This window comes from Mesorhizobium sp. B2-3-14 (assembly GCF_006442175.1).
In the GTDB taxonomy this organism is placed as follows: Bacteria; Pseudomonadota; Alphaproteobacteria; order Rhizobiales; family Rhizobiaceae; genus Mesorhizobium; species Mesorhizobium australicum.
This window is the reverse complement of the sequence record NZ_VFVP01000004.1, coordinates 390,188-403,529: the sequence shown is the minus strand read 5'-3', so window position 1 is coordinate 403,529 and position 13,342 is coordinate 390,188. Positions and strand designations below refer to the sequence as shown.

Below are 13,342 nucleotides of genomic sequence, written 5' to 3'. Positions count from 1 at the left end.
CGTCCGGCGGCGCCGGACACATAGTTAGCACTCACCAAAGGCGAGTGCTAACGTGGCGCTGAAATAGGCCGCCGACCTGCCAGAGTCAAGGCGCGCGGAGCGCCTCTTGGTAGGACGGCGATGACTTATCGAAGCTTGGCCGAACCGAGCACCAGGAGCGGACAACGTTCCGCCAGGGGATAACTGCCGCTTGGCACGACGCGCACCTGGTCGAACCAACCGCGCGCCTCATCCTCCAGCATGGCCAGCGTTGCGAAGCTGTACCTTGTTTCGGAGCCCGCATAGACGTCGATCGTATTGATTGATGCCATGCTCCATCCGGTGCGTGCGGCAAGGGCCTCCCGATCCGGAAACAGCTTGTCGAATGCCGCACGGATTGCTTGCACATCGACGCTGCTGTCGCAGTCGCCGGTCGTGCACGCCATGGCGATCCGCCATTTGAGCGCGTGGAAATTCTCGATCCCGCCGGCCAGGACCAGAGCTTCGATGCCGCGCAGGTCATCCCCGGTTTCCGGCCGAGCGAACACGCGGATCGCCGCATGCCGGCCAGGCTTTAGCACCCTTGCGATTTCACCGAACAGCGAACCGCGCGCGGCCTTGGTATCGACCGCCGACAGGCAGCCGTCGCCGATGACCGCGTCGAAACTTTTCTGCTCGACCGGGAGGTCAAGCCAGTTGCCGGTCATCGCCCTTCGCGAGGTGTTGTCGCCGGCCCATACGCCGGAAATCATGGCAGCCGATTGATCGATCGCCAGCATCGATCTGCCTAGAACCGCCAGTTCAGGTGTCACCCCAAGCAGAAGGACATTGGCATTTCCGAGATCGAGTTCGCGCTCGAATATGCCGACGGTTTCCGGCGTCGGCCGGAGCGGGGCGTCCAGGAGCTTCCAGTGCCGATGATAACTATCCCAATGATTCGTCATGCAGACCCGTTGGAGCCCAGGAAAGTCTGGCATTGATTGATTAGAGCCGCTTAATGGAAGTGGGGATGGAAGCCAAGGGGTTAGCTGGTGGCGCGCATCATTGTCATAACGCATGAGCATGATCGGTTCCTGGGTCGCGGCGGCCTTCTGCTGCGCCGGAATAGCCGTTACATGCTTTTCGATATTCTCGAGGACCTGAAGAGGCGGGGCCATTCGGTCCGGATTCAGCCTGGCCTCTCCGGACAATCCAGCGCCGATGTCGCGGTTCTGCACGTCGATGCGACAACGACGCCGGCAGATTATCTCGACTATGCGCGGCGTTTTCCCTTATGCCTCAATGTCGGGGCCGCCGACATATCGAAACGGCGGGTAAGCGGAGCGCTTCTGGCCGAGGGCGACGGCTGGCTGGGCCCGGTCATCGTCAAAAGCAATCTCAACAACCAGGGCATTCCGGAGACACGGCTCAATCGGCGGTCGAGGCGTGCCGGCCAACCGGCACCCTTTGCGCACGTGCCAGCCATGCCGTCCTACGAGGTCTACCAATCCCGGGACGACGTTCCCGATGGCGTCCTCGATCGCGATGATCTGGTCGTGGAAAAGTTCATCCCGGAAAAAGAACCTGACGGCTTTGCGGTGCGCTTCTGGGTGTTTTGCGGAGAGCGCGAGCGCTGCACCCGCTACGTCTCGCCAAACAGCCTGGTCAAGGCATCGGAAACGATCCGGCGCGAGCCCGCCGCTGTTCCCGACGAACTGCGCGAACGGCGGCGTGAACTCGGCTTCGACTATGGGAAATTCGATTTCGTCATGCATGAGGGCAGGGCTGTTCTCCTCGATGCCAACAAGACGCCCGGCCGCCCGCAGAACCTGGTGAAGATGTTCGCGGCGGGCGCTTCCGACCTGGCCGATGGTTTCGAAGGCCTCATCCGCCGGGCGAGATAGGTCCCCGGTTGCCGGTCGCTAAAGAAACAGCCGCAACTGGGTGTGGATGATCGATCGGTAATCCTCGATGGTCCGGCGGCTTTCCACTTCGCCTTGCGCAAGCGCCAGGCGCACAACGCCGCCGGCGAGCTGGAAGATCAGCAGAACCATGCGTTCGAACTGCTCGTGCTTTTCCGGCTCGAGCAAGGCGATGACGTGGTCGCAGAACATCTTGGCTTGATGCCGGGTTTCGGCGATGTCGAGATTCTTCAGCGCCTTGTCGGCCTGGATGGCGTTCTGCAGATCCTGGATGGCCGGATCGCCGGCGACCCGGCTGAGGTAGTCGTCAAGCAGCCGATCGGACGCGACGATGACGTCCTTGGCTTCGCGGACATCGGCGACGATCGCCGCCAACCTGGCACGGCTGACCTCCGAGAACCGCTCATAGAGCATCGCCAGGATCGCCGACTTGTTGGGGAAGTAGTGGTAGACGGTGGCGATCGGCCCGCCCGCCAGCATGCCGACCTCCTTCATGGTGACGGCGTCGATGCCTTTCTCGCCGATCAGCCGCATGGTGGTCGACAGGATGGCGTCGATGCGCTCGCGGCTGCGCTCCTGCTTGGGCCTGCGCCTGGGCTCGGTGATCGTTCGACTGGCTTGCGTCATGCACCGATCTTTCGCACGAGTTCCCAAATTCAGGTTGACAAGAAATATGATCAAGTATCAGTTTCTGGAATGCTGACAGACTGTCAGCTTTTTTGCCGTGCGGCAAGGACGTTGGGAGGCGCCTATGGCTTCGACAAGCGCTGATCTTCAGGGCGAAGGCGACTGGCTGGTCGGCAATCCCAGCGGCGGGCAGCTCGCCTCGGCCCTGTGGATCGGGTCGGTCGGCCTGCTCATTCTCGGTCTGCAGCCCGTCCTGCTCGGCGCCCTCTTTACCGAGGGCCATGTCAGCGGCGACGAACTGGCGTTGGTCGCCACCGCCGAGATGATCGCCATCGCCATTGGTTCTGCAATCGTCGCGATGCTGCTTTCCGCCCACAACATGCGCTGGAAAAGTGCCGTCCTCCTGCTGCTCTTGGCGCTGGCCAATGTGTGGACCGCCTATGCCGCCGGCGCCAACACGCTGATGGCGGCCCGCGCGCTGGCCGGCCTTGCCGAAGGCGGCCTTGTCGCGGTCGCCACCGAACTGATTGCCCGTTCGCGGCGCGCCGAACGCATCGGCGGCTATTTCGTCACCATGCAGACCCTGGCGCAATGCGCTCTTGCCCTGGTGCTGGCGCTCTATGTCATTCCAGCCGCCGGGTCGGCTGGCGGCTTCCTCGTTCTTGCCGTCGTCTGCGTCGCGTCGCTGGTGGTCGCCTTTGCTGTCCCTGCCGATTATGCCGATCTGCCGAAGGACGAAAACCTCGCCAATGTGCTGACGGTTCCCTCGATCACCGCGCTGTTGTCGGTCTTCTGCTACTTCATGTTCTTCGGCGCCGTATGGGCCTTTCTGGAACCGCTTGGCGCCCAATTCGGCATCGATGGCCGCACCGTCGGGCTGATCGTCTCGGCCAGCCTCGCGGCGCAGGTGCTGGGCGCGATGACGGCGACCGTGTTCGAGGCGCGCATCGACTATCGGCTTGCCATCACGGCGATCGGCCTCGTCGCGCTTGTCGCCTCGCTCGTGCTTGCCAGCGGGCCCGGCCTCACGATGTTCTGGGTCGTCGCCCTGATCATGGGTTTTATCCTGCTGTTCATCGTGCCCTACCAGATCCGGCTGGCGATCACCGCCGACGAGACCCGCACCGCCGTGCTGCTGGTGCCGGCCGCCCAGCTTTTCGGCCTGGCGATCGGACCGGTCGCGGCGTCGCTGCTCATCGACGGCAAGGAGTTTCGCCCGGTTCCCGAGTTCGCCGCCGCAAGTGCTGTCGCCAGCGTGGCGTTGCTCGGCCTGTTTGTCCTGGCGGCGCGGCGTCGCCGCGCGATTGCGTGAGCCCCATGTCGAACAGCTGGAGCAACTGGTCCGGCTTTGTCACCGCCGAGCCGCGGCTGCTTGCCAGTCCGGCAGATGCCGGCGAACTCGGCGATCTCATTCGCACCGCACCCGGCCCGGTCCGCGTCGTCGGCGCCGGTCACTCCTTCACGCCATTGGTGAAGTCCCAAGGCACCATCCTGTCGCTGGAGAAGCTGGAAGGGCTGGTTGCGCATGACGCGAAAAGACATCAGGCGCGTGTGCGGGCAGGGACGCGGCTTGGTCCGCTTATGCACATGCTGCAAGGCATCGGCCAGGGCCTGCCCAATATGGGCGACATCGACCGCCAAGCGATAGGCGGCGCCCTGGGCACGGCCACCCATGGCTCGGGGCCGACGCTGGGCGCGTATCACACACAGCTGGAAACGGTGCAGATCGTCGACGGGCTTGGCAAGGTCCGCGACTTCAAGCGGGAAGGGGATCAGGAAACGATCCATGCGATCGGCGTTGCGCTTGGCGCCTTCGGTGTGCTCAGCGAAGTGACGTTGAACAACATCGCGACCTACCGGCTGCGGCGCCGCAAATGGGTGCTGCCGATAGCCGACATGCTGCGCGATTTCGAAACGATGATGAGCGAGCACCGGTCGGCCGAATTCTACTACATCCCATTTTCAGGCTACGCGCAGTTCATCGCCAGCGACTTCAGCACCGAGGCGACCACTCCGCGCCCGACCGACGATGACGAGGGCTCCCTGCGCACGCTGCGCCGCCTGCGCACCGGGCTTGCCTGGCTGCCGTCGCTGCGCCGCAGGCTGATCCTGGGCGCGGTCGCCAAGGTGCCGGCCGAGGATTACGTGCAGGACTGGCTCAACGTCTATGCGAGCGACCGGCAGACCAGGTTCAACGAAATGGAATATCACCTTCCGTTCGAGGAGGGGCCGAAGGCGCTGGCCGAGATCATTGAACTGACCGAGAAGCATTTTCCGGAAGTCTATTTCCCGACGGAAGTGCGGTCGGTGGCATCGGATGAATTTTGGCTCTCCCCTTTCCACAAAAGGCTCACCTGTTCCATCGCCATCCACCATGACGCGGCGAACGATCCGTTGCCGTTCATGCGCGCGGCCGAGCCGATCTTCCGCAGATATGGCGGCAGGCCGCACTGGGGCAAGATGCACAGCCTGAAAGCGGCCGACCTGAAAAAGCTCTATCCGCGCTGGGACGATGCGATGGCGGTGCGCCGCGACATCGATCCGCAAAACCGCTTCGTCTCACCCTATATGGCCGACCTGTTCGGCATCGAACCCAGTTCTTTCGGCATCCAGCCATGAAGGCGTATTTCGCCACGCTTTCGGATGCGCTGAGAGAGGCGGGCATTTTCCAACCCTGCCTGCTGCTCGACCTCGATCGGCTGGATGGCAACATTGCCCTGGTGAAGAAGCGGCTTGACCCCAGTCTTGCCGTCCGTTTGGTCGACAAGTCGCTCGCTTGCCTGCCGCTGCTCTCCCATATCGGCAAGGCGCTTGGAACCCACCGCCTCATGACCTTCCATCCGCCGATCACCGAGGCGGTGCTTAAGGCGTTCCCGGATGCGGATCTGCTGTACGGCAAACCGATGCCGGTTGGCGCGGCCAGGGCGGTGCTTTGCAGAGGCGACGTGGCTTGGTCGCGGGTCTGCTGGCTGATCGATACACAGGAGAGACTGGCGGAATATGGCGCGCTCGCCGACGAACTCGGCGCCGAATTGCGCATCGCTTTCGAAATCGATGTCGGACTGCATCGCGGCGGCTTTGCCGAACCGGCGGCCCTGTCGCGGGCGCTGAATGCGCTGCCTACCCACAAAGGGCTGCGCTGCGAAGGCGTCATGGCCTATGAGGCGCATGCGCCGCACATACCCGGCCTGTTCGGTGGACCGGCCAAGGCGTTGGCGCAAGCCTCCGAACAGGCCGCCGCTTTCGTCGCGCGCCTCGGCGCCGACCAGCGCCATGTCCTGAACATTGGCGGCAGCAAGACCGCGCTGCTTCATCATGGCGGCATTGCCAATGAAGTGTCGATGGGCTCGGCCTTCGTGCTGCCCGTCGATTTCGACACGCCCGGCCTTGAGGGCTTCCAGCCGGCGGCCTTCATCGCGACGCCAATCCTGAAAGTGGTCGAGCCGATGCTGCCTGGCCCGCCGGCGGTCTCGCGCCTGCTGCAGGCGCTGGGCCGGTTTCCGCGCAAGGGCTGCTATCTCTATGGCGGCAAGTGGATGGCCGAACCGGTGTTTCCCGAACGCATGACGACAAACGGCCTGCTTGGCCTGTCTTCCAACCAGCAATTCATGGGTCTGCCCGCCCAGGCCGTCGTCAGGCCCGGTGACTATGCGTTCCTGCGGCCCACGCAGAGCGAGGCCGTGCTGCAGCACTTCGGACCGATCGCGGTGCTTTCCGGTGGCAGGATCGTCGACCGCTGGCCGGTGTTGCCGATGATGTAAGCATCTCGGGCGCCTTCCCTAATGGTTGACTCCGTCAAGTAAATGATCGATCCTGTGCCAGCAGGAGATGACTCGCATGACAATCCACCATCAGCCAGACAAGGCTGCGCCCAACAAGGGCCTGATCGATGCGGTGCGGGCGTTCAACCGCTTCTACACCCGCCAGATCGGACTGCTCGATGAAGGGCTGCTGAAGAGCGCCTTCTCGCTGACCGAGGCACGCGTGCTCTACGAACTGGCGCATCGTGACGGACTGACAGCGACCGATCTCGGGCGCGATCTCGGTCTCGACGCCGGCTATGTCAGCCGTTTGCTGAAGAAGTTCGAGCGCCTTCACCTCATCTCCAGGGCCACGCTGGCTTCGGACGCTCGGCAATCGTCGATCGCGCTGACGCCGGCGGGCAGGAACGCCTTCGCGCCGCTGAACAAGGGTTCGCACGATCAGGTCGCGGCGCTGCTCGATCGTCTGCCTGCGTCGGAGCAGGACCGGCTGGTCAAGTCCATGCGGGCCGTGCAGCGTCTGCTGGACGCCGATGCAGAGCCCAAAATCCCTTATCTGCTGCGGCCGCCGCAGGTCGGCGACATTGGCTGGATCATCCGCCGGCAAGGCATGCTCTACGCGCAGGAATATGGCTGGGACGAAACCTATGAGGCGCTGGTCGCCGAAATCCTCGCGGCGTTCGTAAAATCCTACGATCCGATATGGGAGCGCGGCTGGATCGCCGAGCGGGCAGGCGAGGTCGTCGGCTCGGTCTTCGTCGTGCGCAAGTCGGATCAGGTGGCCAAGCTCAGGCTGCTCTATGTCGAACCTTCGGCGCGGGGCCTCGGCATCGGCAAGCGCCTGGTCGAGGAATGCATCGGCTTTGCCCGCGCCAGAGGGTACAGGACGCTGACCCTATGGACCAACGATATTCTGACCGCCGCCCGGCACATCTACCAGGCGGCCGGTTTCAGGCTGATCGAGGAAGAGCCTCACCATTCCTTCGGCAAGGATCTGGTCGGCCAGAACTGGGAACTGGAGCTGTAGCGGCGCGTCATGCCTTGACGGGCACCCAGATCTCCAACCCGCCATTGCCGGTGTGGGCATCGAATTCAGGCCCGTAGCGCTCGAATTCCGGCGCATCGGCAACCTCATGGCCGGATGCCGGCAGCCAGCTGTTCCAGATCGTATTGATCGTTCGCCGGATGGTCGAGATGTGTTCGCGATGCGTGAAAACGGCGTATTTCCGCGCCGGCACCCGCACCCGTTGGAACTCCTTCGGCAGATCGGCGAAGTCGCGTACCTCGACGCCGACGACATAATCGAAATTACCGGCATCGTCGCCGTTGAGGCAGACGCCGTAGAAAACGCCGGCCACTTGTCCGGGGATATGGCCGATATGCGGAGCGAAGCGCTGCCATTGCATCGGATCGCCGGCGCTGGACTCACAACTGTAGCGCTCGCCCAGTCCGGCGATGAGGAATGGCCGGCTGGTCTCGAAGCGCGGTGGTTCAAGTGTGGTCAAAAGCGAATTGTCCATCAGGATGGGCTCCACGAGGTCGAGGGTCTCAGTCGAACCTTGCGCGCGCACCAGCTCCGGCGTGGTGCCGAACTGGTCGCGGAAGGCCCGGGTGAATGCCTCATGCGAGTTGTAGCCGGCGTCGAGCGCGACGCACAGGATGTCGGGCGCGCCGCCGGCCAGCCTGCGCGCCGCCTCGGTCAGCCGGCGCGAGCGCATGTAACCCATGACGGAGCGGCCGGTGGCGGCGCCGAAGGCGCGCGTCACATGAAAGCGCGACACGCCGCTGCTTTGGGCCACGTCGTCGAGCGTAACAGCCTCCGGCAGGTGGCTTTCGACAAACCATAGCGCCTTCTCGGTCGGGTTCATGTGTTCCTCGCATGTGGCGTCCTCACTCTGACGCCTCGTTGCCCGGCCAGCTTGATCGAAATTGCGCATCGCGCAAATAGGCGATCGGGCCCGCGCGGTGTCGTCCGCCCGGCCCGTCGTCTATCGTTGGCTCGGATGACCGGCAAATCGCCGTTGAACGGCCGACTGGTTCAGCGGTAGCGCGCCTGATTCCATTTGTGGCCAAGCAGCGAAAGGATGATGATCAGCCCGTTGAAGAACTGGACGTAGAAGCCGCTGAGCCCAGCCGCCACGACGCCAGTTTGGATAAACGACACCGTGACGGCGCCGATCGCGCCGCCGGCCACGGTGCCGATGCCACCCCAGGTCGGCGTGCCGCCGACGAACACCGAGGCCAGCACCGGCAAGAGATAACCGTCGCCGGCGGTTGGCCACCAGGTGAAGTTGATCATTGCCGAGAACGTGCCGGCGATCGCGGCCCCGATGCCGACGAAGACGAACACTTTCACCCGCACGCGCTTGACATCGATGCCCATCTGCTGGGCACTGTCGGGATTGTCACCGACCACCTTCACCTGCGCGCCGAAGCGGTGGCGGTTGTAGAGCATCGCCGAAAGGACGACGAAGGCGATGGCCCAGAAGATCTGCACCGGAACGCCCAGGACCTGGCTGGAGAAGATCCTGTAGGCCCAGCTGTCGGCAAGGCTGGTCAGCGAAGTCGATCTGCCCTCATTGATGATCTGGATCAGGCCGCGCAGCAGGAAATTCATGCCGAGCGTGGCGATCAGCGACGACAGCCCGCCATAGACCACCAGCGACCCGACGAGGAAGCCGAGCAGCGTGCCGGTGACCAGCGCCGCCGCAATGCCGAGGAACGGGTCGTAGCCCGCCTGCACCACCAGCGCGAAGACCCAGGAGGCAAAACCCATCGTCGCGGGAAACGACAGGTCGATCTCGCCGCAGGTGACGACGAAGACCAACGGCACGACCACGAACAACGCCACGGGAAGCGTAGTGAGCACGGCGCTGTAGAGATACCAGGTTGTGAAGACCGTCGGGTTGGCGATCATGAAGACCGCCATCATGACGACGAACACGCCGAGCGTCCCAAGCGAAGCGCGGTTGTCAAGGATGAAGCCGCGCATCCAGTGATCGGACGGGTGCTTCCACTCGTTCTGGGAACTGCCTTGGCGGGAAATGCCGGCCGACGGCTCGTGCAGATCGGGCTCCATGGTCTTGCTCATCGTGCTCTCTGCTCCGCGTCGCCGGTGTCGTGCAGCCCGGCCAACCCGTCCGGATGCGCGACGTCTTCCATGAAGTTGATGAGGTCTTCGGCCGACTTGACCTCGCTGCGGTCGGCGGTGAGCGCGACCTTGCCGCGATCCAGCACCACGAAGCGATCGGCGATGTCGAAGACATGATGGATGTTATGGCCGATGAACAGGATCGAGCGGCCGCTCGCCCGCACCTGGCGCACGAAATGGAAGACCTTGGCGGTCTCGGTCAGAGACAGCGCCGTCGTCGGCTCGTCGAGGACGATCAGTTCCGCCTGCTTGTAGATGGCGCGCGCGATCGCCACGCCCTGGCGTTCACCGCCCGAAAGCTGGCCGACGATCGAATGCGGCGTGAACACTTTCGAGGTGAAGCCGATCTCGCGCATCAGCCGGCTCGCTTCCTCGATTTCCTTGCCGACCTTCAGCCAGCCGAAAGGGCCGGTGAGTTCGCGGCCCATGAAGATGTTGCGGACGATCGTCTGCTGCACGGCCAGTGCCCGGTCCTGGAACACCGTTTCGATGCCGGCCTCGCGCGAACGTGCCGCATTCCATCCGGTCACCGGCTTGCCGCGGATGAGGATCTCGCCGCTGGTCGGCTTGACCACACCGGAGAGGATCTTGATCAGCGTCGACTTGCCGGCGCCGTTGTCGCCGATGAGGCCGACCACCTCGCCGCGATCGACGCTGAGATTGACCCCGCCAAGTGCGTAGACATGGCCGTAGGACTTAGCGATATCGCGCAGTTCTATGAGACGTTCGGCCATAGCATCCTCGCTTGATTGTCTGGCGCCAGCTTTCTCGCCAGCGGCCCCGCCGGCCGGGGCCTGATCCCGGCCGGCGGCTTGGGAGGTCAGCGCAGCGCCTGCTTGGCGAGTTCTGCGACGATCTCGTAATTTTCGGGCGTGACGAAACCGGCGCCGGTGTCGACGTTCATCGGCGCCAGACCCAGCACCACCTGCTGGCACAGGCTGAGGATCGGCAGATAGCCCTGCAGGAATGGCTGCTGGTCGGCCGTCAGTTGCACCCAGCCCCCCTTGAAGCCCTCGACGATCTGCGGGCTGGTGTCGAAGCCGAAGTTGAAGATATCGCCAGGCTTTCTGCCAGCTGCCTGCATGTATGTGGCGACATTGCCGAGCATCTGTCCGCCGGGATAGCCGACGGCCTTGACATCAGGGTTGTTGAGCAGCGCTGCCGTAAGCACCGGTATCGCCAGATTGGGGTCGGAAGCCCATTCGCCGCTCGGCGGCGACGACAGCTGGATGACTTCGACGCCCGCCTCCTTCAAGGCCGCCACCGTGCCGCGCTCGCGTGCGCCGCGGCTCTCGTTCTCGAACGGGCCGATCATGATCGCCTTGTCGCCGGCCTTCAGCTTACCGAGCTTGAACGCTTCGGCGCCAAGTGCGCGGCCCTGCTGTTCCTGCTGCGCGCCGATATAGCCGCCACCGAACGCCGCCGTCACCTTCGGCACCGGGACGTTCTGGTACATCATCTTGATGCCCTCCTTATGGGCCTCGTCGGCGAGCGGCATGATCGCGGCGTCGCCCGGATGGCCCATCATGGCGATGCCCTGGGGCTTGACCGCGACCGCTTCGCGCAATTGCTGCACCATCTTCTCCGCGTCCCACTGGGAGAAGATGTAGTCGACCTTGGGTCCGAGATCTGCCGCCGCCTGCTTGGCGCCATTGTAGACGATGGTGCCGAAGGCGTCGCCCTCGGCGCCGCCGACGAAGAAGCGGATGTGGACGTCCTTGCACCATTGGGCGTCGAGCGCCTGCGCCGGCAAGGTGAAGATTGCGGCGGTAAGCGCGGTGGCCGCCGCCACGACGGTCGTGCGCAGAAGTGTCGTCCTGATCGCGATGCTCATGCACGTTCCTCCCATTGTTTTCCTCGTCAGCCGAGGGGCCTTTGAACGATTGCTTTGGCAATGCCACTTGCGGCCGGCTCCTCCCGCCGACCGATCGTCACGCCGGATTTGGCAGGTAGCTCGCACCTCCCCGGCATAGTTTGAGATACTGCAGGGCGCGTGCCTGCCCCGTGATCTCGAGGTCGCCGCGATAGACCGGGTCGTGCCAGCCTTCGATGTCGATGGCGCCCTTGTACCCGGCCAGCCTGAGTTCACTGATCACCCTGGTCCAGTCGCTGTCGCCGAAGCCGGGCGTGCGCATCTGCACGAAGGGCAGGCGGCCGAACACGCCGTTCTCGCGGATGACGTCCCAGCGCACCGTGGCGTCCTTGCCGTGGACATGAAAGATGCGATGCGCCCATTTGCGGATCTGCGGCATCGGATCGATCAGGTAGACGAGTTGGTGGCAGGGCTCCCATTCGAGACCGAGATTGTCGTTGGGCAATTCGTTGAACATCAGCTCCCAGGCATCCGGATTGTGGGCGATGTTCCAGTCTCCGCCGGCCCAATTGCCGTCCATGGCGCAATTCTCGAAGGCGATGCGCACGCCCTTGTCGGCGGCGCGTCTGGCCAGTTCGCCCCAGACTTCGCGATAGCGCGGCAGGCTGTCGGTCAGCGGTTTCCCGCGGATGCGGCCGGTAAAACCGCTGACCAGCCTGGTGCCGAACAGATGGGCGTTGTCGATCACCGTTTTCCAGGCCTCGAGCACGCCGCGGTCGGTGTCGCCGCTCTCGAGCGGATTGCCGAACACGCCGATCGAACTGACGGTGACGTCGGCATCGCCGATCGCCTCTTCAATCTCTCCGGCGAGCCGCGGCAGATCCTTGCCGCCGAGCGTCTGCCAGAAAAAGGGCTGGATGCTCTCGAAGCCGAGCGGCAGGATTTGCCTGATATAGGCGGCCGGGTCTTCGAGATTGGCCCGCACCATGGTGCCGATCCTGATGTCGAGAAGCGGGTTCGGCATGGTCATCCTTCCTGCGATGCGATGTTCACGCGACGACCGGTCTCGGCGCTCTGGATCGCCGCGAAGACCATGGCCAGGCTCTTGATGTTGTCCGAGCCCCGTGTCTCCGGCTCGGTGCCGGTTTCCACGGCTTGCACGAAGTCGGCAATGACGCCGAGATGCCCGCCGATACGGTCGGACGGATCGAGGGGAGGCACTGTCACCGGCCCGACCTTGTCGATCAGGCCTTCGCGCTCCGGCAGCACGACTTCCGCCTTCACCTCGTCATGGCCGTCCCAGATCAGGCTGCCGCGCTCACCGACGATACGCCAGCTGCCCTCCCAACTGGTGCGAAAGCCGTCGGCGCACCAGCTGCCCCGATAGGTGAACATCCTGTTTCGGCCGAGCCCGAAAGTGGCGCTTGCCGACGACCCTTGCCGATACCAGGAATTGGCCGGCTCCCATTCCTGGCAATAGACATCGGCCGGTTCGCCATTGACCATGTAGCGAGCGGCATCGAAGGTGTGAATCGCCATGTCGAGCAACAGCACGTGACGCATCTCTTCGCGGAAACCGCCAAAGTGCGGCGCCACGAAAAAATCCGCGTGGATGCTGGTCGGCGCGCCGATGGCGCCTGAATCCAGAAAGCGGCGGATGCGCCGGACATTGGCGACATAGCGGCGGTTCTGAACGACGGCGTGGACGCGGCCGGCGCGCCGCGCGGCGTCGACGATGGCGCGGGCGTTGGCCGGACTGTCGGCGAGGGGCTTTTCCGTCAGCAGGTGACAGTGATGGGCAAAGGCTGAATTGGCCACCTCGCGGCGGGCGGCCGGAACGACCACATCGAATACCGCATCGGCTTTGGTCTGATCCAGAATGACGTCGAGATCGGTGCCGATCGCGGCCCCGGCAACGTCGTATTCGCGGGCTCGCTCGCGTGCCCTGTCGGCGTCGAGGTCGACGAGACCGGCAATCCTGATTTCAGGGGACTGACGGGCGGCCTCGAGCCATGTTTTGCTCATGGCTCCGCACCCGACCAGGACGACATGCAGCATCCGGCGCTCCTCCGCCAACCCCTTCCGGTTGGCATTCACGGTTCTTCCGTAA

13 protein-coding genes are annotated in these 13,342 nt (G+C 64.0%); 5 read left to right on the top strand and 8 right to left on the bottom strand.

What is annotated here, in order from left to right:
- Nucleotides 1-125 precede the first annotated feature (125 nt).
- Nucleotides 126-1,043 carry a methyltransferase domain-containing protein gene (locus FJ950_RS13685; protein WP_246681311.1) on the bottom strand — a complete coding sequence of 306 codons (918 nt, stop codon included), beginning with the start codon at nt 1,041-1,043 and terminating at the stop codon, nt 126-128.
- A 51-nt stretch (nt 1,044-1,094) separates the two neighbouring features.
- Between FJ950_RS13685 and FJ950_RS13680 the strand changes: the two genes are divergently transcribed.
- On the top strand, nt 1,095-1,862 hold the full coding sequence (locus FJ950_RS13680) for a hypothetical protein (protein ID WP_224719025.1): 768 nt from the start codon (nt 1,095-1,097) through the stop codon (nt 1,860-1,862).
- 18 nt (nt 1,863-1,880) lie between these two features.
- Here the strand turns inward: FJ950_RS13680 and FJ950_RS13675 are convergent, their stop codons facing one another.
- Nucleotides 1,881-2,507 carry a TetR family transcriptional regulator gene (locus tag FJ950_RS13675; RefSeq protein ID WP_140617152.1) on the bottom strand — a complete coding sequence of 209 codons (627 nt, stop codon included), beginning with the start codon at nt 2,505-2,507 and terminating at the stop codon, nt 1,881-1,883.
- A gap of 124 nt (nt 2,508-2,631) precedes the next feature.
- Between FJ950_RS13675 and FJ950_RS13670 the strand changes: the two genes are divergently transcribed.
- From FJ950_RS13670 to FJ950_RS13655, 4 genes are all read left to right on the top strand, one after another.
- Nucleotides 2,632-3,819 (top strand): MFS transporter, encoded by a 1,188-nt coding sequence (locus FJ950_RS13670; protein ID WP_140617151.1) that lies wholly within the window; start codon nt 2,632-2,634, stop codon nt 3,817-3,819.
- Between the two features lie 5 nt (nt 3,820-3,824).
- Complete coding sequence (locus FJ950_RS13665) at nt 3,825-5,126, top strand: D-arabinono-1,4-lactone oxidase (RefSeq protein WP_140617150.1); 1,302 nt, start codon at nt 3,825-3,827, stop codon at nt 5,124-5,126.
- Complete coding sequence (locus FJ950_RS13660) at nt 5,123-6,268, top strand: alanine racemase (protein WP_140617149.1); 1,146 nt, start codon at nt 5,123-5,125, stop codon at nt 6,266-6,268. The genes FJ950_RS13665 and FJ950_RS13660 overlap by 4 nt, the downstream gene beginning before the upstream one ends.
- 76 nt (nt 6,269-6,344) lie before the next feature.
- On the top strand, nt 6,345-7,295 hold the full coding sequence (locus FJ950_RS13655; protein ID WP_140617148.1) for a helix-turn-helix domain-containing GNAT family N-acetyltransferase: 951 nt from the start codon (nt 6,345-6,347) through the stop codon (nt 7,293-7,295).
- 7 nt (nt 7,296-7,302) lie between these two features.
- On the opposite strand, the gene FJ950_RS13650 is transcribed toward FJ950_RS13655, so the two are convergent.
- The 6 genes from FJ950_RS13650 to FJ950_RS13625 all read right to left on the bottom strand — a co-directional run bounded on the left by FJ950_RS13650 (nt 7,303) and on the right by FJ950_RS13625 (nt 13,290).
- Entirely contained in the window at nt 7,303-8,136 is an 834-nt protein-coding gene (locus FJ950_RS13650; RefSeq protein WP_140617147.1) for an AraC family transcriptional regulator, read from the bottom strand.
- A 170-nt stretch (nt 8,137-8,306) separates the two neighbouring features.
- Nucleotides 8,307-9,359: an ABC transporter permease gene (locus tag FJ950_RS13645; protein WP_140617146.1), complete on the bottom strand. Its 1,053-nt coding sequence runs from the start codon at nt 9,357-9,359 to the stop codon at nt 8,307-8,309.
- Nucleotides 9,356-10,153 carry an ATP-binding cassette domain-containing protein gene (locus FJ950_RS13640; RefSeq protein WP_140617145.1) on the bottom strand — a complete coding sequence of 266 codons (798 nt, stop codon included), beginning with the start codon at nt 10,151-10,153 and terminating at the stop codon, nt 9,356-9,358. Before FJ950_RS13640 ends, FJ950_RS13645 begins: the two co-directional genes overlap by 4 nt.
- An 86-nt stretch (nt 10,154-10,239) precedes the next feature.
- Nucleotides 10,240-11,253 carry a substrate-binding domain-containing protein gene (locus FJ950_RS13635; RefSeq protein ID WP_023774562.1) on the bottom strand — a complete coding sequence of 338 codons (1,014 nt, stop codon included), beginning with the start codon at nt 11,251-11,253 and terminating at the stop codon, nt 10,240-10,242.
- Nucleotides 11,254-11,350: 97 nt separating this feature from the next.
- Nucleotides 11,351-12,256 carry a sugar phosphate isomerase/epimerase gene (locus tag FJ950_RS13630; protein WP_181171211.1) on the bottom strand — a complete coding sequence of 302 codons (906 nt, stop codon included), beginning with the start codon at nt 12,254-12,256 and terminating at the stop codon, nt 11,351-11,353.
- A 2-nt stretch (nt 12,257-12,258) separates the two neighbouring features.
- Nucleotides 12,259-13,290, bottom strand: a complete 1,032-nt coding sequence (locus FJ950_RS13625; RefSeq protein WP_140617143.1) for a Gfo/Idh/MocA family oxidoreductase — start codon at nt 13,288-13,290, stop codon at nt 12,259-12,261.
- Between the last annotated feature and the right edge of the window lie 52 nt (nt 13,291-13,342).